This is a genomic window from Kocuria sp. CPCC 204721, from assembly GCF_040980945.1.
GTDB lineage: Bacteria > Actinomycetota > Actinomycetes > Actinomycetales > Micrococcaceae > Kocuria > Kocuria marina.
Genome location: NZ_JAVKPO010000014.1, coordinates 51,920 through 72,199, shown reverse-complemented (window position 1 = coordinate 72,199; position 20,280 = coordinate 51,920). Strand labels below are relative to the sequence as shown.

Annotated in this window: 21 protein-coding genes, 3 pseudogenes and 1 other annotated feature; of the genes and pseudogenes, 14 read left to right on the top strand and 10 right to left on the bottom strand. The window is 68.9% G+C overall.

Features of this window, described 5'->3' with window-relative positions; genetic code table 11:
• The first annotated feature begins 350 nt into the window (after window positions 1-350).
• A complete protein-coding gene (locus RF637_RS11500; protein WP_368844899.1) occupies window positions 351-1,685 on the top strand; it encodes an aminotransferase class V-fold PLP-dependent enzyme in 1,335 nt (444 codons plus the stop codon).
• A gap of 58 nt (window positions 1,686-1,743) precedes the next feature.
• Here RF637_RS11500 and RF637_RS11495 read toward each other — a convergent pair whose 3' ends face one another.
• Window positions 1,744-2,505 carry an IclR family transcriptional regulator gene (locus RF637_RS11495; RefSeq protein ID WP_035964809.1) on the bottom strand — a complete coding sequence of 254 codons (762 nt, stop codon included), beginning with the start codon at window positions 2,503-2,505 and terminating at the stop codon, window positions 1,744-1,746.
• A gap of 202 nt (window positions 2,506-2,707) precedes the next feature.
• On the opposite strand from RF637_RS11495, the pseudogene RF637_RS11490 reads away from it, so the two are divergent.
• The 4 genes and pseudogenes from RF637_RS11490 (at window position 2,708) to RF637_RS11475 (ending at window position 7,642) form a co-directional block, all read left to right on the top strand.
• Window positions 2,708-3,662: pseudogene (locus tag RF637_RS11490) on the top strand (malic enzyme-like NAD(P)-binding protein).
• 97 nt (window positions 3,663-3,759) lie between these two features.
• Entirely contained in the window at window positions 3,760-5,367 is a 1,608-nt protein-coding gene (gene aceB, locus RF637_RS11485) for a malate synthase A (protein ID WP_368844898.1), read from the top strand.
• A 168-nt stretch (window positions 5,368-5,535) separates the two neighbouring features.
• Window positions 5,536-6,789, top strand: coding sequence for an aldolase (locus RF637_RS11480; protein ID WP_368844897.1), 1,254 nt, complete (start codon window positions 5,536-5,538; stop codon window positions 6,787-6,789).
• Window positions 6,786-7,642, top strand: a pseudogene (locus RF637_RS11475) (bifunctional allantoicase/(S)-ureidoglycine aminohydrolase). Before RF637_RS11480 ends, RF637_RS11475 begins: the two are co-directional and overlap by 4 nt.
• Window positions 7,643-7,701: 59 nt before the next feature.
• On the opposite strand, the gene RF637_RS11470 reads toward RF637_RS11475, so the two are convergent.
• The 3 genes from RF637_RS11470 to RF637_RS11460 all read right to left on the bottom strand — a co-directional run bounded on the left by RF637_RS11470 (window position 7,702) and on the right by RF637_RS11460 (window position 9,999).
• Window positions 7,702-8,265: a GNAT family N-acetyltransferase gene (locus RF637_RS11470; RefSeq protein ID WP_368844896.1), complete on the bottom strand. Its 564-nt coding sequence runs from the start codon at window positions 8,263-8,265 to the stop codon at window positions 7,702-7,704.
• A 55-nt stretch (window positions 8,266-8,320) separates the two neighbouring features.
• Complete coding sequence (locus tag RF637_RS11465; protein ID WP_368844895.1) at window positions 8,321-8,743, bottom strand: GtrA family protein; 423 nt, start codon at window positions 8,741-8,743, stop codon at window positions 8,321-8,323.
• 209 nt (window positions 8,744-8,952) lie between these two features.
• A complete protein-coding gene (locus RF637_RS11460; RefSeq protein ID WP_368844894.1) occupies window positions 8,953-9,999 on the bottom strand; it encodes an NAD(P)-dependent alcohol dehydrogenase in 1,047 nt (348 codons plus the stop codon).
• A 213-nt stretch (window positions 10,000-10,212) separates the two neighbouring features.
• Here RF637_RS11460 and RF637_RS11455 point away from each other — a divergent pair, with 213 nt between their 5' ends.
• A complete protein-coding gene (locus tag RF637_RS11455; protein WP_144998441.1) occupies window positions 10,213-11,583 on the top strand; it encodes an NAD-dependent succinate-semialdehyde dehydrogenase in 1,371 nt (456 codons plus the stop codon).
• A gap of 37 nt (window positions 11,584-11,620) precedes the next feature.
• Entirely contained in the window at window positions 11,621-12,058 is a 438-nt protein-coding gene (locus RF637_RS11450) for a hypothetical protein (protein WP_368844893.1), read from the top strand.
• A 26-nt stretch (window positions 12,059-12,084) separates the two neighbouring features.
• Here the strand turns inward: RF637_RS11450 and RF637_RS11445 are convergent, their stop codons facing one another.
• From RF637_RS11445 to RF637_RS11430, 4 genes are all read right to left on the bottom strand, one after another.
• Window positions 12,085-12,261 (bottom strand): hypothetical protein, encoded by a 177-nt coding sequence (locus RF637_RS11445; protein ID WP_368844892.1) that lies wholly within the window; start codon window positions 12,259-12,261, stop codon window positions 12,085-12,087.
• Window positions 12,248-12,472 carry a hypothetical protein gene (locus RF637_RS11440; protein ID WP_368844891.1) on the bottom strand — a complete coding sequence of 75 codons (225 nt, stop codon included), beginning with the start codon at window positions 12,470-12,472 and terminating at the stop codon, window positions 12,248-12,250. Before RF637_RS11440 ends, RF637_RS11445 begins: the two co-directional genes overlap by 14 nt.
• An 18-nt stretch (window positions 12,473-12,490) precedes the next feature.
• Window positions 12,491-12,667, bottom strand: coding sequence for a hypothetical protein (locus RF637_RS11435; RefSeq protein ID WP_368844890.1), 177 nt, complete (start codon window positions 12,665-12,667; stop codon window positions 12,491-12,493).
• Between the two features lie 206 nt (window positions 12,668-12,873).
• Window positions 12,874-13,323, bottom strand: a complete 450-nt coding sequence (locus RF637_RS11430; RefSeq protein WP_368844889.1) for a hypothetical protein — start codon at window positions 13,321-13,323, stop codon at window positions 12,874-12,876.
• A 338-nt stretch (window positions 13,324-13,661) separates the two neighbouring features.
• Between RF637_RS11430 and RF637_RS11425 the strand changes: the two genes are divergently transcribed.
• The 3 genes and pseudogenes from RF637_RS11425 to RF637_RS11415 all read left to right on the top strand — a co-directional run.
• Entirely contained in the window at window positions 13,662-14,435 is a 774-nt protein-coding gene (locus tag RF637_RS11425) for a hydroxypyruvate isomerase family protein (RefSeq protein ID WP_368844888.1), read from the top strand.
• Window positions 14,436-14,613: 178 nt separating this feature from the next.
• Complete coding sequence (locus tag RF637_RS11420) at window positions 14,614-15,744, top strand: glycerate kinase (RefSeq protein ID WP_167318863.1); 1,131 nt, start codon at window positions 14,614-14,616, stop codon at window positions 15,742-15,744.
• 252 nt (window positions 15,745-15,996) lie between these two features.
• A pseudogene (locus tag RF637_RS11415) lies at window positions 15,997-16,809 on the top strand (allantoinase AllB); the annotation flags it as partial.
• 81 nt (window positions 16,810-16,890) lie between these two features.
• Here the strand turns inward: RF637_RS11415 and RF637_RS11410 are convergent.
• Entirely contained in the window at window positions 16,891-17,451 is a 561-nt protein-coding gene (locus RF637_RS11410; RefSeq protein ID WP_368844887.1) for a DUF664 domain-containing protein, read from the bottom strand.
• Window positions 17,452-17,545: 94 nt separating this feature from the next.
• Here RF637_RS11410 and RF637_RS11405 point away from each other — a divergent pair, with 94 nt between their 5' ends.
• Window positions 17,546-17,779 (top strand): helix-turn-helix transcriptional regulator, encoded by a 234-nt coding sequence (locus RF637_RS11405; protein ID WP_368844886.1) that lies wholly within the window; start codon window positions 17,546-17,548, stop codon window positions 17,777-17,779.
• A 27-nt stretch (window positions 17,780-17,806) separates the two neighbouring features.
• On the top strand, window positions 17,807-18,502 hold the full coding sequence (locus tag RF637_RS11400) for a helix-turn-helix transcriptional regulator (RefSeq protein WP_368844885.1): 696 nt from the start codon (window positions 17,807-17,809) through the stop codon (window positions 18,500-18,502).
• A gap of 74 nt (window positions 18,503-18,576) precedes the next feature.
• Here RF637_RS11400 and RF637_RS11395 read toward each other — a convergent pair whose 3' ends face one another.
• A complete protein-coding gene (locus RF637_RS11395; protein WP_368844884.1) occupies window positions 18,577-18,687 on the bottom strand; it encodes a VOC family protein in 111 nt (36 codons plus the stop codon).
• 156 nt (window positions 18,688-18,843) lie between these two features.
• Window positions 18,844-18,972 (top strand) — a sequence feature (AL1L pseudoknot).
• 46 nt (window positions 18,973-19,018) lie between these two features.
• Between RF637_RS11395 and RF637_RS11390 the strand changes: the two genes are divergently transcribed.
• Window positions 19,019-19,240 carry an IS3 family transposase gene (locus RF637_RS11390; RefSeq protein ID WP_368844902.1) on the top strand — a complete coding sequence of 74 codons (222 nt, stop codon included), beginning with the start codon at window positions 19,019-19,021 and terminating at the stop codon, window positions 19,238-19,240.
• 97 nt (window positions 19,241-19,337) lie between these two features.
• Window positions 19,338-20,174, top strand: a complete 837-nt coding sequence (locus RF637_RS11385) for a methyltransferase domain-containing protein (RefSeq protein ID WP_368844883.1) — start codon at window positions 19,338-19,340, stop codon at window positions 20,172-20,174.
• Window positions 20,175-20,280: the final 106 nt, after the last annotated feature.

Here is a 20,280-nt window from a genome sequence, read left to right as displayed (position 1 = left end):
ACGACCTCACCAACCCCGCCGCCGGCACCAGCGGTAACACCGGAGGCGACGCCTAACCCACCAACCCACCACCACGACGCCCCCACACCGCGCGGCACAGTGACGTACCGCCGCGCGTTCACCGTGCCCGGGCCGTGATGGGCCGGCGAGAAGCACCCCGTATGACTGCCCGATGAGTCGATTGGTTCGACGACGCAGCCCGCAGGCTAGGGCCCCGCCCGCGTGGCACCGTGATGCGCAGCCGAATTTCATCTGCGGATCGTCCATTGGAAATTTTCAGTTTGACTAGTGGCGATGTCCGGGATCCAGGCTGTGGTGCACATCAGCACACTTCCGGGGGCCTGCACATCATGGAACTCAATCGCCGAAATCTGGTCGCGGGAACAGCAAGCCTGGGCGCGCTGACGGCGGGCGGCCTCGTCACCTCCCCCGCCCACGCCCACCAGGGTGGGCGCCATGGTCGAGACCCCTCCGGACTGCCCACTGCACCGCGGACCCCCGCAGGCCGCCTGGCCCGTGACGAGAAGTACTGGCGCACCGTCGCACGGCATTTCCGCATGGACATGCCCGTCACCGACTTCGAGAACGGGTACTTCGGAGCGAACCCTCAGAACGTACGAGATGCCTATGCCCACGCCAACCGGACCATCCAGGAACAGAACTCTTGGTTCCTCCGCAACGCGTACGAGGAGCGCATCACAGATGTGCGGGCTCGACTGGCGGAAGCTGTCGGGTGCTCCGTGGAGGAGATCGCCATCACGCGCGGCGCTACGGAGGCGCTACAGGCCCTGATCGGTGGCTACAACAAGCTCAAGCCCGGTGACGCCGTGGCCTACGCCGATCTCGACTACGACTCCATGCAGTACGCCATGAAGTGGCTCAAGGACCGCCGCGGGGTGGACGTGATCGCCACCGCGATCCCGGAACCCGCGACGTACCAGAACGTGATCGATCATTACACCAAGCTGCTCCGGGACAATCCGCGGATCACATTGCTCCTGCTGACCCATATCTCCCACCGCACGGGCCTCAAGCTGCCAATCGCGGAGATCAGCCGGATGGCCGCGCAGCACGGGGTCGACACGATCGTGGATGCCGCGCACTCGTGGGGCCATGTGGATTTCAGCGTCAGGGATCTCGAGAGCCCCTTCGTGGGGTTCAATCTGCACAAGTGGATCGGCGCACCGCTGGGCTGCGGCTTTCTCTACATCAAGAAGGATCGCCTTCCCGATATCGATCGTCATTTTGTGGACGAGGACCACGACGCCGATGACGTGCGATCACGGGTTCACACGGGAACCGCCAATTCGGCCAACTACCTGGCAGTCCCGGCGGCTCTGGACTTCCACCGAGCCGTGGGAGCCGCCAACAAGTTCGCGCGCCTGCAGTACCTGCGTGATCGCTGGGTGCACCAGGTCTTGGACGTGTCCAATCTGACCATTATGACTCCGGAGGATCGGCGCATGTACGGCGCACTGACGTCCTTCCGGATCGACGGGAACACGACCCGGGAACGCAGCGTGGCCATCACGGACCACCTCACCAAGGCGTGGGGGATATTCACGGTGCGTCGCGGCGGTATGACGAACGGCGAGGTCATTCGTGTGACCCCCGCCCTGTACAACACACCGCAGGACAGCGACCGCTTGGCGCGGGCATTGAGGGCTGCCGCCAGGCGGTTCTGAAGCCCATGGACCAAACGGTACCGGGACCGACGCGGCGTCGAGACTCGGACGAAGGCGTTCAGCCGGCCTGGGCCAGCTGTCCGCACAGCCGCTCGGCGGCCTCGCGCAACAGGGGCACGGCGCGGTCGCCGAAGTCCCAGTCCACGCGGGACGTGGGCCCGGACACCGAGATCGCAGTGGGTGTGGGTGCATCCGGCAGTGCCATGGCAAAGCAGCGCACGCCGATCTCCTGTTCCTCGTCGTCCACGGCGTAGCCGCGTTCTCGGATCTTTTCGAGATCGGCGAGAAGCTCGTCCACAGTCCCGAGGCTCTTCTCGGTGGGGGTAGGCATGCCCATGGACGCCACGATGGACACGACCTGCTGTTCGGGCAGGGTCGCCAGGATCGCCTTGCCCACACCGGTGTCGTGCACGTGGGCGCGCCGGCCCACCTCGGTGAACATGCGCATGGAGCGGGAGGACTGCGCCTGACCCACGTAGACCACCATGTGACCGTCCAGCACCGCCATGTTGGCAGACTCTCCCAGCTCGTTCACGAGCCCCTGCAGGACTGGTTGCGCGTAGGTGCCCAGTTGCAGGCCCGCCGCATAGCCGAGGCGGATCAGTCCGGGGCCCAGCGCGTAACTGCGGTTGGGCAGCTGACGCACGTAGCCCAGCGGGATCAGGGTGCGTAGCAACCGGTGGATGGTGGGCAGCGGAAGATCCGCCCGGGATGCGAGCTCGCTGAGGGAGGACTCCCCTCCGGACGCGGTGATGATGTTGAGCAGGTCGAAGACCCGCTCCACCGATTGCACGCCGCCCGCACTCTTGCCTTCGGCCATGGCCGTTCTCCCTCTGCTGCCGGAGCGATCACCGCCCCGCGTGGGGTCGCGTACGGTGACCGCAATGTGAAACAAGTCTCACGAAGACCTTGTCATGCCTCGTACTCTACGCCTAGGATTCAATCAATGAAATTTATTTTCCACAATACGGATAGGTAGCGGGCCACCGCGGTTCCGCTCGACTCGGAAGGAAACCCGTCACATGGCGGCTCCCCACCCCGGCTACTCCATGGTCCTGCGCATGGAAGCGCCCGCGACCTTCAACTCCACGAGTGAGATCACCACGGCGGCCGCCGCCGGTGCCCAGGTGACCGCACTGGACATCGTGGAGTCCTTCCCCAACAGCGTCGTCGTGGACATCCGCTGCAACGTGTCCAACGCCGAGCACCGGGACGAGATGCGCGACGCGCTCAACGCCCTGGACGGCGTCAAGGTCCACAAGATCTCCGACCGCACCTTCCTGATCCACCTGGGCGGCAAGATCGAGGTCACCCCGCGCGTGTCCCTGCGCAACCGTGACGACCTCTCCCGCGCCTACACACCGGGCGTGGCCCGCGTGTGCATGCCCATCCGAGAGAGCCCCAAAGACGTCTGGCAGCTGACCGTCAAGCGCAACACCGTGGCCGTGGTCACGGACGGCACCGCGATACTGGGCCTCGGTGACATCGGACCAGCCGCGGCCCTGCCAGTCATGGAGGGCAAGGCCGCCCTGTTCAAGGCGTTGAAGGACGTCGAGGTGGTCGTCTCCGGCGTGGGCGCCGCGGGTCACGCGATCATCGGCGTCTCGGCCCCCAATGTCCTGGACGGCAACGACATCGCGACCATGGCCGACGCCGCCATCGTCTTCGCCATGGCCAATCCGGAGCCCGAGGCCCACCCCCGTGGAAGGTGCCGAGCCCGCGACCGTAGTGGCTACCGGCCGGCCGGACTTCCCGAACCAGATCAACAGCGTGCTGGCCTTCCCCGGGCTGCTGGACACGGGCGCTTGCGAGATCACCTCAGAGGTGCTCGCGGCCGCCGCGTGGCCATCGCCGACTGCGTGCACGAGGACGAGCGCAACGCGCGCTTCATCATCCCCAGCGTGTTCGACCAAGAACGTCGCCCCGGCCGTGGCCGAGGCCGTGAAGTCCGTGGCGGAGGCCCCCCAGGCCGGCTGACGGGAACGACCGGGTGCGGCGGCGTCGTACCGAGTGCAGGGCCTGCCGCACCCGCAATGAGCAGTACAAACTACACCGAAAATCCAGGAGGCAACCCATGAGCATCACCCACAACACACCCGACAACATCCCCGCCGCGAACGAGATCCTCTCATCCGACGCCCTCGCATTCGTGGAGGCGCTGCACGAGAAGTTCGCGGACCGTCGCGAGGAGCTGCTCGGCAAGCGCGAGACCGCCCGCGCGAAGGCCGCCGAGAGCGGCACCATGGACTTTCTCCCCGAGACGCGCGAGGTTCGGGAAGGCGACTGGAAGGTCGCCCCGGCCCCCGCGGCCCTGCAGGACCGGCGCGTGGAGATGACCGGACCGGCGTCGCCCGCGAAGATGGCCATCAATGCCCTGAACTCCGGCGCCAAGGTGTGGCTCGCGGACCTCGAGGACGCCGCCTCCCCCAGCTGGGCCAACCAGGTGGACGCGATCGCCAACCTGCGCGACGCCGCCCGCGGCACCCTGGGCTTCACCTCCCCGGAGGGCAAGGAGTACAAGCTCCGCGAGGACGTGCCCCTGGCCGTGGTGGTCATGCGCCCGCGCGGCTGGCACCTGCCCGAGTACAACATCACGGTCAACGGGAAGACCGGTTCCGGTTCCCTCACGGACTTCGGGCTGCACTTCTTCCACACGGCGAAGCAGCTGATCGAGAACGGCCAGGGGCCGTACTACTACCTGCCCAAGATGGAGTCGTACCTGGAGGCGCGACTGTGGAACGACGTGTTCACGTTCGCGGAGGACTACCTGGGCATCGAGCACGGCACCGTCCGCGCGACCGTGCTGATCGAGACCATCCCCGCCGCGTTCCAGATGGACGAGATCCTCTACGAGCTGCGGGACCACGCCTCTGGGCTCAACGCCGGACGCTGGGACTACCTGTTCTCCATCATCAAGTACTTCCGCGACGCCGGGGAGAAGTTCATCCTGGCGGACCGCTCCGCCGTGACCATGACCGCTCCCCTGATGCGCGCGTACACGGACCTGCTGGTGCAGACGTGCCACAAGCGCGGCGCGTTCGCGATGGGTGGCATGGCCGCGTTCATCCCGTCCCGCAAGGATGAGGAGGTCAACCGGGCCGCCTTCGAGAAGGTCCGCAACGACAAGACCCGCGAGGCCAATGACGGCTTCGACGGCTCGTGGGTGGCCCACCCGGACCTCGTGCCCGTGTGCCAGGAGGTCTTCGACGGCGTGCTCGACGAGAAGCCCAACCAGGTGGACCACCAGCGCCCCGACGTGGACGTGACCGCCGAGATGCTGCTGGACGTGCCCTCCGCGGGGGACCAGCGCACCGAGAAGGAGCTCAACGCCAACCTATACGTGGCCATCCGCTACGTGGCGGTGTGGCTGTCCGGCAGCGGCGCGGTGGCCATCCACAACCTGATGGAGGACGCCGCCACCGCGGAGATCTCCCGCTCGCAGATCTGGCAGCAGATCAAGAACGGCGTGGTCTACACGGACACCGACAACACCGCCACGCGCGAGCTCGTCTCCGACGCACTGGACACTCAGCTCGAGGTGCTGCGCGGTGAGATCGACCAGGAGAACTACGAGAAGTGGTTCGTGCCCGCCGGGCGGCTCATCTCGAACATGGTGCTCAGGGAGGACTACCCGGCGTTCCTCACGCTGTCCGCCTACGACCTCATGGAAGGCAGCAAGTAACACCGGCGCACCTGGACGCCACCCCGGCCCCCGCCACGACCGCCCCGCGCGGCGGGGGCCGCCCCCTCTCTGCCAGCGGGCTTCGGTCACCGCGCGGACCTGCTGCTCGCGGGCACGGACGCTGACCTCGCACGGTTCCTCCCCGGGGACTCCGGGACCCGCCAGCCCGTGCACACGTGCTACGTCCTGGCGGACCTCGTCACGGAGCGGGCGCCCGCCGAGTGGGGTGCCACGGCGTCGTCGGCGACCGGGGAAGCGGGTGGTCTCGCGGCCCTCGCCGAGCTCGCCGGGGTCAACGACGCGGCGGCACCCGATCTCGTCGAGCGGGTGGCGCGGAAGCTGCGCGAGGAACCCGTCGAGGACCTCCGCCTGGACCTCGAGGACGGCTACGGCGAGCGCCCGGACGCCGAGGAGGACACCGACGCCGTGCGCGCCGCCCACACCGTGGCGGCCTTCGCCCGGAACCGGGCGAGCGGTGCGGCCCCGGCCCCGGCGTTCGCGGGCATCCGCTTCAAGTGCTTCGAGGCGGCCACCCGGGCCCGCGGGCTGCGCACCCTGGACCTGTTCCTGAGCACGCTCGTGCGCGAGGGCGGGCTCACGGAGGCGGGGATCAGCGAGGACGGGCTGCCCGCTGGGCTGGTGCTCACGCTGCCCAAGGTCTCCGCGGTGGAGCAGGTGGCCGTGATGGTGGAGGCGTGCGAGGCGTGCGAGGACGCCCTGGGTCTGCCCGCCGGGCAGCTGCGCTTCGAGATCCAGATGGAGACCCCGGCCATGATCCTGGGCCCGGACGGCACGTGCCCCATTCCGGCAATGCTGCGCGCCGCGGAGGGTCGGGTCTCGGCCCGGCACTACGGCACGTATGACTATTCTGCCTCCCTGGGGATCTCGGGGCAGTTCCAGTCCCTGGAGCACCCGGCCGCAGACCACGCCAAGAACGTGATACAGGTGGCCGAGGCCGGCACGGGCGTACGGCTCTCGGACGGCTCCACCAACCGGCTGCCCGTGGGGGACGCCGCCCAGCGCGGCGAGACCTGGGCGCTGCACGCGAGCCTGGCCCGCCGTTCCCTGGAGCGCGGCTTCTACCAGGGGTGGGACTTGCACGCCCACCAGCTGCCCACGCGGTTCCTAACCAACTACGCGTTCTACCGCGGGGCGTTCGACGACGCCGCCCGCCGCCTGGTTGCGTACGCCGGCCGGTCCGTGCCGGGCATCGAGACGGCGGACGTGGCGGACGAGCCCGCCACCGCCCGAGCCCTCGCCCGCTACGTGGTGCGCGGGGTACTGTGCGGTGCGGTGAGCGAGGACGAGCTGCGCGAGAAGGGCCTGGACCCGGAGACGGTGCGGGCCGTGGCGAACCCGGGCGCAGCGGCGTCGTCGTCCGCGGGAGACCGCACGAGCCCCGAGACAGGAGAGACCCCGTGACCGAGCGCACGTACTGGGCCACCCGCGGGGGGCACCCGCCGCAGACGGACCTGCTCACGGACCGCGCGATGTTCCGGGAGGCGTACGCCTTGATCCCGCGGGGCACGCAGCGGGACATCGTGACCTCCTACCTGCCGTTCTGGGAGGACACGCGGCTGTGGGTGCTCGCGCGGCCCATGACCGGGTTCGCGGAGACGTTCTCGCAGTACCTGGTGGAGGTGGCGCCCGGCGGCGGCTCCGACAAGCCCGAGGACGATCCGGACGCCGAGGCCGTGCTGTTCGTGATGGAGGGCTCCCTGGAGCTCACCCTGGGCGACGAGCCCGGGGACGAGGACACCCACGAGCTCGCGCCGGCGGGTACGCGTTCATCGCGCCCGGCGAGACGTGGACCGCGCACAACCGCGGGGGCGAGCACACCCGGTTCATGTGGATCCGCAAGCGCTACCAGAAGGTCGCGGGCATCCCGAAGCCGGAGTCGTTCGTGACCAACGAGCGGGACATCGAGCCCACCCCCATGCCAGACACCGAGGGGCGCTGGGCCACCACGCGGTTCGTGGACCAGAAGGATCTGCGCCACGACATGCACGTGACCATCGTGACGCTCCTGCCCGGCGGGATCATCCCCTTCGCGGAGACCCACGTGATGGAGCACGGGCTCTACGTGCGGGAAGGCCAGGCCGTGTACCGGCTCAACGAGGACTGGGTGGAGGTCCAGGAGGGCGACTTCATGTGGCTGCGCGCCTTCTGCCCCCAGGCTTGCTACGCCGGGGGTCCCAAGCCGTTCCGGTATCTGCTGTACAAGGACGTGAACCGGCATGCGCCGCTGGGCCTGGGAGGGCACGCGGTGCGGTGAGGGTCGCACTCGTCTGAGAGGGAGCCGCCGGGCGCTGTGCCCGGCGGCTCCTGACGCGTTCACCGCCCGCGGAAATCCTCCGCGAGGATCGCGTAGCCGTAGCCGTCGTGCCACTGACCGTCACGGTGCAGGGACTCCTTCACGCTGTGGATCTCCCGCCGCATCCCCACCTTCTCCATGACCTTCCAGGATCCGGTGTTCTCCGCGAAGCAGCTGGCCTCCACCCGGTGGACACCCATGGCGAAGGCAATGGCCAAGCCCTCACGCACGAGCTCCGTGGCGACCCCGCGACCTTGAGCCCACGGCGCCACCACCCAGCCGAGCTCCACCTGCTGTCCCCTGGCCTGGTCGGTGACGTCCGCCTGGGACCATGCGTCCTGTTGCTTGACCATGAGATAGGCCGCGAGCCGCCCGTCCCAGTGGGCCATCAGGTGGGTGGCGGCCAGTGCGTCCCAGTCCGCGCGGAACTCCTCGCGCGAGGCATAGATCCGGGTGGTCCAGCGGTTCAGCTCCGGGTCGCTCTTCAACCCCCACAGGGCGTCGGCATCTTCCGGGGCAGGGCGACCCACGGTGAGCCGTTCGGTGTGGCGGGGCCAGGTGAGGTCGTCCAGAGTTCGGGGCATGGGCTCAGGGTAGCCACATGCGACCGCCCGCAGACCCACCGGAGCGCAGGTGGCGTCAGGCGTCGTCGGCCTTGCGCTCCACGAAGACGATGAGGTCCATGGCCACCCAGCGGAACACCATGGCCAGGGCGGTGCCCAGGATGGGCCCGGAGACGAAGTCCGCCACCTCCTGGAAGAGGAGGGAGCGCGGAGGGTGCTCGAAGCCGAGGGCGTAGCGGGAGATGTACAGCGGCACACTGTTGATCACGATGCCGATCCCGGTAACCACCGCGAAGAGGAACGCCTCCACTCCCGGGTGCTTGCTGCCTCGCGAGCTGAAGGCCCACCGTTTGTTCGGCGAGCAGGAGACCACGCTGGCGATCGTGGTGGCGATGAGCAGCGCAGTGGTGGGCTTCTCCTCCAGCACCGTCCACTTGAGGAGGACGTTGATGCCGATGGTGGTGAGGTAGCAGATGCCGCCCACCGTCAGGAACCGCATCTGACGTTTGCCCCGGGTGGTCGAGGTCGATCCGGTGCAGGCGGACTGCGTCGTGGTGCCTTCCCTGTCAACGTGTCAGGCCCGTGTTCAGGAGTGCTTTCAGCGGACGGGAGCGGCTCCACAATCCACACGGGGGCGGGACACGGCCCGTGCACGCACAACGCCCCGGACCGTAGTGGTCCGGGGCGTTGTGCGTGCTGCGCGGTTGCTCAGATGGTCTTCGCGTCGATCACGAAGCGGTAGCGGACGTCCGAGTCCACCACGCGGTCGTAGGCCTCGTTGATGTCCTCGGCGCTGATCAGCTCGATCTCCGCGGTGACACCGTGCTCGGCGCAGAAGTCCAGCATCTCCTGGGTCTCGCGGATGCCGCCGATGTTGGAGCCCGTGAGGGACTTGCGGCCGCCGATGAGCGAGCCCGCACTGACCTCCAGGGCCTCGGTGGGCAGCCCCAGCAGGACCATGGCACCGTGCGGGCGCAGGGTGGCCATGAACTCCTGCACGTCCACGTGGGCGGAGACGGTGTTGATGATGACGTCGAACTCGCCCTTGTGGTTCTTGAGGGCCTCGGGATCCTCCTTGCGGGCGATCCAGTCGGTGGCGCCGAAGCGGCGGCCGTCCTCCTCCTTGGAGCGGGTCTGGCTGATCACGGTGACCTCCGCGCCCATGGCGGCGGCGAGCTTCACGGCCACGTGGCCCAGACCACCCATGCCCACCACGGCCACCTTGGAGCCCTCGGTGACGCCCCACGTCCGTAGCGGGGAGTACGTGGTGATGCCCGCGCACAGCAACGGCGTGGTCGCGGCCGGGTCCAGGTTCTCGGGGATGTGCAGCGCGAAGGCCTCGGAGACGAGGATTTCGGTCGAGTACCCGCCGTCGGTGGGGCGCCCGTCGAAGCGGTCCTTGCCGTTGTAGGTGCCCACGGCCTTCGGACAGTTGTTCTCCTCGCCCTTCAGGCACCACTCGCACTCGCGGCAGGAGTCGACCAGGCAGCCGACGCCCGCGCGCTCGCCGACCGAGAACTTCGTGACCTCGGAACCGACCTCGGTGACGCGGCCGATGATCTCGTGTCCCGGGACCATGGGGAACTTGATCGGTCCCCACTCCTCGCGCACGGTGTGGATGTCGGAGTGGCAGATGCCGGCGAACTCGATTTCGATGCGGATATCGTCCGGGCGCAGGTCCCGGCGCTCGATGGTGCCCTTCTCCAGCGGGGCGTCGGAGGCGACGGCCTGGTAGGCAGCAACATTGGTAGTCATGGGCCGTGACTCTAGACCCCCGCCGTGGCCTTGTCACGTCACTCCTTTCACAGGGGACCGTATCCGCAGACAGAACAACATGGACCCGGCCGTTGCTCGCCCAGCCCATCCTCGAATGCCCCACCGTGCGGGGCGTTTCGAGCAGCCGGGAATATCCGCGGGCACCTCCCCGCTGTTATTGATGAGTTTCATCGAGATGAGTGAGGAGTCATCATGGCTTTCCGTACGGAGAATCCCGCCACCGGCATTGTGGAGCAGGAGTTCACCTCGGCCACCGATGCTGATGTCACCCGCGCGATCGAGCGCGCCGACACCGCGTTCGCTTCCTGGCGCAAGACCCCGGCCGCTGACCGCGCCAAAGCGCTGGCCGGTGTCGCCCAGGCGTTCCAGGACCGCGGGGACGAGCTCGCGCGCGTGATCAGCACCGAGATGGGCAAGCCCTTCGCCCAGGCGCAGGGAGAGGTCGCACTCTCGGCATCGATCTACCAGTGGTACGCCGACCACGGCGAGAGCCTGCTGGAGGAGGAGACCCTGGACGTGGGTGACGACGCCAAGTCCGTGGTCGTCACCGAGCCCATCGGTGTGCTCATGGGTGTCATGCCGTGGAACTTCCCGCAGTACCAGGTGGCGCGTTTCGCGGCCCCGAACCTCATGTTGGGCAACACCGTTCTGCTCAAGCATGCCTCCATCTGCGCCCGGACGGGTGAGCTGATCGAGGAAATCCTGCACGCCGCGGGTATCCCGGAGGACGCCTACATCAACCTGTTCGTGAGCACCGACCAGGTGACCACGATCATCGAGGACCGGCGGGTGCGGGGCGTGTCCCTGACCGGCAGCGAGGGCGCCGGTGCCGCGGTGGCCACCACGGCCGCGCAGAACCTGAAGAAGAGCGTTCTGGAGCTCGGCGGGTCCGACCCGCTGATCGTGCTCGACGATGTGGACGTGAAGGAGACCGCTACGACCGTGGCAACGGCGCGGATGAGCAACGCAGGCCAGGCCTGCAACTCGCCCAAGCGCATCCTGGTGCCCGCCGGCATGTTCGACGAGTTCGTGCAGACGGTCGTCGAGACCGTCGAGGGCATGCCGGTGGGGGACCCGCTGGCGGAGGACACCGAGATCGGCCCCCTGTCCTCCGTGCAGGGCCGTGACGACGCCGTGTCCCAGGTCGAGCGTGCGGTGGAGCAGGGTGCAACCCTGCACACCGGTGGTAGGGCTCTGGATAAGGACGGGGCGTGGATGTCCCCGGCGGTACTGACCGGTGTGACCCGGGAGATGGATGCGTTCAAGGAGGAGATCTTCGGTCCGGTGGCAGTGATCTACTCCTACGACTCGGTGGACGAGGCGGTGGAGATTGCCAACGACTCCGATTTCGGCCTCTCCGGCTCCGTGTGGAGCAAGGATGAGGCGAAGGCTGAGGAAGTCGCGCGTCGTCTGGAGGTGGGCATGGCCTACGTCAACGAGCACGCGACGACGAAGGCGGGCCTGCCCTTCGGCGGCGTGCGCCGCTCCGGCTACGGCCGTGAGCTGGGCCGCTGGGGCTTCACCGAGTTCGCCAACACCAAGCTGGTGCGCGTCGCCGGCTGACACCCGCCCGGCGCCCACCACGAGAGAGGTTTGCACTATGGCTCGCATTACCAAGGCTCTGCAGTCCCTGACCGCACCGTCTCCCAAGCCCACTGCGACGGAGACGGCAGCGCGCCTGGCCCTGGGAGCGTTCATGTCCACCGCGGGCATATCCCACCTGACCTTTGCCCGGGAGGACTTCCAGGCACAGGTTCCGGACTGGTTCCCCATGGACAAGGACACCGTGGTTCTGGCCTCCGGTATGGTGGAGATCGCCTTTGGTGCCGCACTGTTGGCGCTGCCCAGGCAGCGCGCAGCCGTGGGCGCCGGTCTGGCCGCGTTCTACGCCGCGATCTTCCCCGGCAACATCAGCCAGTACGCCGAGCGGCACGACGCATTCAATCTGGACACTGATGCCAAGCGGCTGGCCCGGCTGTTCGGTCAACCGGCCTTGATCGCCGCGGCCCTCCGGGCCGGGGGCTTCCCCCGGAAGTAGTCGGAAGCGCAGGACGCGAGCCGGCCTCACCGCCCGAATGGGAAACCCTTCGGGTCCTTCGGCAGAGGGGTCGCGTACGTGCGGACCTTGGAGGTCCTCAGCCCCAGCCACACCAGCGACTGCGCCACGGTGACCGCGGCAGCCACGCCGTCCATCACGTGCACGCCGCACCGCTCGTGCACGGCGTGCTCAAGGGCGGCCATCCCGCCGCAGCCGAGGACAACCACCTCGGCTGCGGCCCTGTTCGATGGCCCGCTGCGCTTCAGCGACGATCGTCTCGACCGCCGCGTTCTCATCCCGCTCCAGGTCCAGCACGGAGGTGTTCGGCGCCCGCACGGACGCGCAGCGCTCCATCAGCCCGGCCAGCCGCAACCGGTCCTCGATGAGCGGCACGGTGCGGCCCAGGGTGCTCACTCCCGGTGTAGCTGCGCCTCATGAAGATGGCGATGGAAGCGGCCGCCTCGGGATGTCCACGACGGGCTGGTCGAGGAGCTCCTGCAGACCTTCCCGCCGGTGCTCGCCGAACCTGGCCTGGATCACAGGGGTGAAGGGCGGGTCGTAGGTCAGCACCGCGTCCATCACCCCCACCGCGGCGAGGTAGGACTCCACGTTCCCTTCGCACGACGGCGCCGTGCTCCACCCTGCGGGGCAGGTGGGAGGGAGCCCGCGGCGGCGGCGTCGGCCGCGATCTCGTGCGAGACGCAGGGTCGGTGCGAAGTGGCGGCCACGATGGCCTCACCGTGCTGGTCGGTGCACTCGAGCTCGCGCTTGGCGGTGACCAGGTAGCACAGGGCGCCCAGGTCGGCCCCAATGAACTACGAGAACTCGCCGACGGCCTGGAAGACGGGCAGCAGGGCGACCGCCAGAGAGGCCAGTATCGTGGGGACGAACGCCCCGGTTGCCCGGGGGTCACGCCGCCGCGGTAGACGTACTCGCCGTCGTGGGTGTCCATGGAGAGCTGGGGCACGTTCACGCTGGAGCGGCGGATCAGCCAGTAGTCCACCATGATGATCCCGAAGAGCGACCAGAGCAGCGGCACCCAGTCCACCCAGGAAGCACACGATCACCACGGGCGAGGTGTAGAGGTTCCACGGCAGGATCAGCAGCGCTAGGGACGCGAGCATCTGCAGCGCGCCCACACCCAGGACCGTGAGCACCTGCCACGCACCGAGTCCGAGGGCGAAGAGGCCGATGGCGAAGCCGTAGTTGCCCAGGGGGAGTGCACGTCGTTGGCCCTCATGGTGAAGATGCTGTACGCGCTCCACGTGCGCCCGTAACGGCTGGTGGGAGCGAGGTCCACGTTGTAGAGCCTGTCTCTCGTGTCCGAGCGCGGCTCGTGGGCGACGCCGGGCGGTGCGTGCGGGCGCCCGGGCTCGGGGCGCCCGCCCGCCTGCTCCGTGGTGCGAGGGAAGTCCTGGAGAAAACGGTGAGACGACGTCGCACCGTTCAGCTCCCAAATCTCACACCACGGGTTGACGCGCATCACACCCGGTCGATAACTTTTTCATTCATCAGAACTTGAATTTCACGTCATGGAATCAAGGCGTAAGAAAACGGGGCGGCCGCGCCACCGCCCCGGGGAGGGCCCACCGTGCGGTACACCATGAACGCCTCGATCATGCTGACCGACCTGCCCGTGCTGGAGCGCCCCGCCGCCGTGGCGCGCGCAGGCTTCTCCGCGGTCGAGTTCTGGTGGCCGTTCCCCGCCACCACCCCGTCCGAGAGGGAGATCGAGGACTTCGCCCGGTCGCTGGAGGACGCGAACGTCCAGCTCACGGGCCTGAACTTCTTTGCCGGGGACATGCCTGCCGGTGAGCGGGGAGTCCTCTCCCACCCCACGCGCACGGGTGAGTTCCGGCGAGGCGTGGACTCCCTGGTCCGCGTGGCCCGGGCCACGGGCTGCCGGGCCTTCAACGCCCTCCACGGCAACCGCCTGCCGGACGTGCCCGTGGCCGAGCAGGACGACGCCGCCGTCGAGAACCTCCGGTACGCAGCGGACGCGGTCGCGGTCTTCGGCGGGACGGTCCTGGTGGAACCGCTCTCCGGCGCCTCGACGTATCCTCTGCGCACCGCCGCGGACGTCATGGCCGTGCTCGACCGCGTGAACTGCCCGAACGTGAAGCTGCTCGCGGACTTCTACCACCTGGCGGTCAACGGGGAGGACGTCGAGGCCCTGATCGAACGGCACGCCGCGGAGTTCGGGCACATCCAGCTCGCGGATGCACCCGGCCGCCACGAGCCGGGCACGGGCGATCTGCCGCTGCTCCGGTGGGTGGCCCGGGCCCACGAGCACGGCTACCACGGACCGGTGGCGCTGGAGTACGTCCCCTCCCAGGACGACCCCTTCGCGTGGCTCCCCCGCGACCGGCGCGCGTGAGCCCGCAAACCGACCCCACCCACAGAGGCCGCGCGGGTGAGCACCGCGTGGCCGGGCCCCGAGCGGGCGGGCACGCCGGGCGGGTGCCACTTGAACAGGTACCGAGCGAGCGGGTACCGCGCGGGCGGCGTTGTGCTGGAATGGTCCCGGAACCGGACATCCCCAGAAGGAGGACACCGTGCGCGTCGTCGTGGCACCGGACAAGTTCAAGGGGTCGGTGACCGCCCACGAGGCGGCGGCCGAGCTTGCGGCGGGCATCGCCGAGGTGCGCCCGGACGCCGTCGTGGAGGTCCTCCCGGTCGCCGACGGCGGAGAGGGGACGCTCGACGCCGCCCTGGACGCGGGCTTCGAGCGCCACGACCTCACCGTCACCGGACCCGCGGGAGGTCCCGTCCCCGCCGCGTGGGGTCGACGCGGAGACGAGGCCGTGGTGGAGATGTCGTTGGCTTCGGGCCTCGCTGTCCTCCCCATCCAGGACGGCCGCCCCGTGCTCGCACCCCGCACCGCCACGAGCCGCGGCACGGGCGAGCTCGTGGCCGCCGCGCTCGATGCCGGCTGCACCCGCGTGCTGCTCGGCGTGGGCGGCAGCGCGACCACTGACGGCGGCGCGGGGATGCTCGCCGCGCTGGGGCTGCGCCTGCTGGACGTGAACGGCCGCGACCTGCCCACTGGCGGCGCGGCGCTCGCCGAGTTGCATCACGTGGATGCGGCACAGCTGCACCCACGCATCCGGGACGTCGAGTTCGTCCTTGCCGCGGACGTCGACAACCCTCTGCTCGGCCCGCACGGTGCCGCCACGGTCTTCGGCCCGCAGAAGGGCGCCTCCGAACGAGATGTCTTGGACCTCGACGCCGCCCTGGCCGTGTTCCGCGACCGCCTCGCGGACGTGCTCGGCGAACCGGCCCGCCAGGCCGCGGATGCCCCCGGCGCGGGGGCCGCGGGCGGCGTCGGATACGCGGGACTCGCGGTGCTGGGGGCGCGGCGCAGACCGGGGATCGACGTCGTGCTCGACCTTGTGGGGCTGGATGCCGCCGTGGCCGGCGCGGACCTGCTGCTCACCGGCGAGGGCAGCCTGGACGAGCAGAGTCTCGGCGGGAAGACGCCGCTGGGCGTGCTGCACGTGGGGCGGCGCCACGGCGTGCCCGTGGTGGCCGTGTGCGGGCGCACCACCCTGGATGCCGCGACACTTCGCGAGGCGGGGTTCGCCGCCGTCCACGAACTGCGTGCGCTTGCAGCGGACCCAGAAACGTCGATGCGAGAGGCACCTCGCCTGCTCCGGGAGGTCGGTCGCCGCATCGCCTCGCAGTGACGGAGCTTTCCATTTCCACGGGCACTCGAGAGCGAGCAGCCCCTCACGCACCGCACCGCCCGGCCACGAGCGCCGGAACGCGCCAGCGGAAGGGCACCACTTCCATGAATGCCTCCCCGCAGCACGGTTCACCTCAAAAGAAGACCCCGGAGTCCGCCCGGGACAAGACCCCCCGGCCCGGGGCGACCGCAGACCCGGAGGTCGACGAGGAGCGCGCGAACGAGCGGGTGCGGGCGACGGTGGAGCAGGCGCATGCCCCTGAACTCCGTGCCCGCCACCGTGAACGCGCCCGCCCTGGAGTACGAGCGGCTGTTCGCGGCGCAGAACGCGTTCGTGGACATCGGCTTCTGGGGCGGCGCCGTCCCCGGCAACAAGGAGGACCTGCGCCCCCGCACGATGACGGCGTGTACGACTTCAAGTGCTTCCTGCTGCACTCCGGGGTGGACGAGTTCCCCCACCTGGAGGCGGACGAGATGGCGGAGGCGCTCGCGGAGAACGTCGGGCGCACCCGCTGGACCGGTGGGCGCTCGCACATCCTGCACCCGTCCTCCTCGGACGCCATCCCCATGATCCGCTCCGCGAAGAACGACGGCCTGGACATCACCGTGGAGACCCGCCACCACTACCTCACACTGCTCGCGGAGGAGATCCCGGACGGCGCCACTGCGGGCAAGTGCTGCCCACCCGTGCGCGAAGTCTCCACCCGGGAGATGCTGTGGAGGGGCTGGTGAACGGCACCGTCGACGACATCGTCTCGGACCGCTCCCCCTCCACGCTCGAGCTCAAGGACCAGGGCAACGGGGACTTCGAGGTCGCGTGGGGCGGGGTGTCCTCGCTGCAGCTGGGGGTGTCCCTGATCTGGACCGAGGCACGACGCGGACATGGCCGTCTTCGCCCGGGACGAGGGCCACGTGGTGGACGCCGAGCGACTGAACCACGAGAACCCCATCACCCCCCCACCAGGGCACGGTGCTCTCCGGGAAGGTCCGCAAGACCTTCGTGGGCGGGCACGCGGCGGACTACGAGACACCCACCGGCCGCCTGATCTCGCGCGGCCAGGCCTGACGACGACCTGCCCCACCTTTGTGACGGCGGGACACCGCACCGTCTGCCCGCCGTGCTGATCGTGCGTTCAGGACGACGGCGCTATCTGGCCTGCCAGGGGGTCACGAAGTCATTCGCGGGTCGTCCCTCGACCGCCGCGAGCAGCTCCGCGGCCTGTGCGCCGTCGATCTCCTCGCGGATGATGTCGGCGTGCCCCGCGTGCCGGGCGAACTCCTCCACATGGTGGACGTAGAGGTATCGCAACTTCGCCGGGCGTGCTTCAGTCATGCCCACCCAGGGCATGGGGCCCACTGGCAGCTCCGCGTCGAGCTCACCGTCACGGCACATCCTCATGTATTCGCCACGAACCTCGTCGAAGGTCTCCAGCAGCGTCACGATGTCCTCGTCGTCCGACGGCGTGAAGCTCGCGAAGAACGCCTCGAACGGCTGGTCGTGCTCGTAGCGTCCCGCCCCGGAGAGCGACTGCTTCATGCAGTAGACGACGTGCTTGGTGATCCCACTGATGCTCAAGGTGCTGCGCCGGGGAGCGCGACGAGCCTGGTCGTCGTCGAGACCGTAGGAGCTGGCTCGGATGGCATCGAGCTGAACGTCCAGGTAGTTGCAGAGCGTGGCACGCTCGTTGTCGATCTGGGGCAGGTACACGATGATGTCCTCTCGGGGTCAGCGGGCGCTGTCACGACCATGACACCAGGCCCTGCGGACAGCTTCGGTCCGCTGCCTCCGCGAGAATGCAGACATGGCCGAAACCACTCAGCGCGTCCTTCGCCTGCTCGGGCTGCTGGAAGCTTGCACCACCTGGCAGGCGCACGAACTCGCCACCCGTCTGGAAGTGACGGAGCGCACCGTACGGAGGGATGTGACCAGGCTGCGGCAGCTGGGCTACCCGGTGGAAGCCGCACGAGGTCTGGACGGCGGGTACCGCCTGGGTGCCGGGCGCCGCCTCCCACCCCTGCTGCTCGATGACGACTAAGCAGTCGCCCTGGTTGCCTGCCTCCGCATGGGCGCGCTCTCTGGCACAGATGACGTGGGAGAAGCCGCTCTGCGCGCGCTGACGAAGCTTGACCAGCTTCTGCCTCCGCGACTGCACTCACTCGTCGCAGCCGTCGACGGGGCTACTCGAGCTCTCCCGCGCAGCAGACCTGCCGTTGATCTCCACCTGCTGCAGCAACTGGCGACGGCACAGCGTGACCACATGTTGGTGCGTTTCGACTACCGCAAGCCCACCGGGGAGGTCAGCTCCCGGGAGGTGGAGCCGGTACGACTCATGACCCAGGGGGAGCACTGGTATTTGCAGGGTTTCGACCGCGTGCGGGACGACTGGCGGGTGTTCCGCCTGGACCGGGTGACCAACCTCCGCGCCACGACCTGGCAGTTCGCGGTTCGTGAGGCGCCGCCGCTGGACTTCCGCCGTGATCTTGCCAGCCGCTACCCGTGCCGTGTCCGCGTGGAGATGGGCGTCGATGTGGAGAAAGCCACGGCCCGGATACCGGCCCCCTACCGGAGCAGTCTGGAGCCCACCGCTCACGGCTGCCGTTTCCTGGTGGGCGCACCCGATTGGGACGACCTCGCATGGCACGTCCTGTGGGTCAGCCGAGACCTCAAAGCTCCTGTGACAGTCCTGGACGGGGCAGATGCGGATCCGTTCCGGGAGGCCATGGCACGCATCTCAGACCACGCGCGAGAGGCGAGTTAGGGGGTGCCGGCCGGGGCTGATCGCTGCGGGCGGTGTGAGGTCGATGGTTTGGGGCCCTCCGGTTGAGTTTCTCATCAGTCCGGGCGGACAGCGCTCAAGCAGAAGAGGTGACCCATCGGGTCGAGCATGACGCACCACGGTTCGGGTGAGGACTGGAAGTTTGCTTCCCGGGCACCGAGCTTCATGGCAGCACCCAGGAAGTATCCCCGATGAACTTCGGGACAGTGCCACGAGGATGGCCATGGGCGCGCGACGGGAGCCGGCGACGCCGATCGGCTCGCTGAGCTGGAGAAGGAAGTGCGTGAGCTTCGCCGGGCGAACGCGATCCTGCGATCGGCCGCGGTTTTTTTCGCAGCGGAGCTCGACCGCCCACAGAGATGATCGTGACGTTCATCGACCAGCACAAGCACGAGTTCGGCGCCGAACCGGTCTGCCGCACGCTCACCGCAGCGGGCACCCAGATCGCGCCGAGCACCTACCCACGCGTTCACGTCCCGCCCGCCCTCGAAGCGGGCACTGCGCGACGAGGAACTGCTGGTCGATATCCGGCGCGTGCACGCGAAAGATTTTGGGGTCTACGACGCGAAGAAGCTCCACGCCCAACTGCGCCGGGAAGGGGTCGGGGTGGCACGTTGCACGGTCGATTCACGCCACACCTGTTACAGCGACGACGGCGTCTCGACCCATCAACGTCGCCGGTCAGTACATCTCGTGAGGCTCGTCCCACGCACCAGGTGACACGCCCGGGTCTCTGAGGCGCCAGTGGTTGCGTCAGCTCGTCTCACCATGCGACCTCGCCTTTTTGCCACTCACGCATACGCCCTACCGTTCCCTCATGACCACCCCGCCTCTCCGCTACAGCCACGGCCACCAGCCAGCGGTCCTCGCCTCCCACGGAACGCGGACGGCCGCGACCAGCTGCGCCTACTTCCTCGACCGCCTGCGCCCCGGAATGCGAATTCTGGACCTGGGATGCGGCCCCGGTTCAATCACCCTGGACCTGGCGGAGCTCGTGGGCCCCACCGGGCAGGTCGTCGGCGTCGACTTCTCCGAGGACGCCGTCGCCGCGGCACGTGAGAACGCGCGGAGGCGGGCGGACACGACCACCACGTTCCTCGCCTCCGACCTTTTCACCGTGGGCGTCGAGACCGGTTCCTTCGACGTGGTCCACGCCCACCAGGTGCTCCAGCACGTTCCCGACCCCGTGGCGGCGCTGCGCGCGATGGCTATGCACTGCGCCGAGGACGGAATCATCGCGTGCCGCGATGCCGACTACGGCGCCATGGTCTGGCACCCCGAGAGCGCGGGTCTCGACCGTTGGCGGGAGACGTACTGCGCGAGCGCCCGGGCTCTGGGCGGCGAACCGGATGCCGGGCGGCGGCTGCGGGCCTGGGCGCACAGGGCCGGGCTCGACGTCGAGACCGCCCAGTCCTCCACATGGACCTACGCGACCCCCGAGTCGACGCGCTGGTGGGGCGATTCCCAGGCCGAGCGCGTCCGCACCTCGGGTTTCGCCGACCGAGCGCGGGAAGAGGGCCTCTCCCCCGACGAGGTCGAGCAGATCGCCTTCGCCTGGCACGACTGGGGCCACTCCCCCGACGCCTGGTTCTGCATGCCCCACGGGGAGGTCATCGCCCGCCCCGGCTTCGCAGCACGATGCGCAAGGGTCTGACCACCCTCAGCGAGCCGCGGACAGCGGGGTTCTCATGGCTCCAGTCGTGGTGGGCACGCTGCGTGAGCGAAACACACTCTCGCGGCGGGGCCTGTCCAGGCGATTC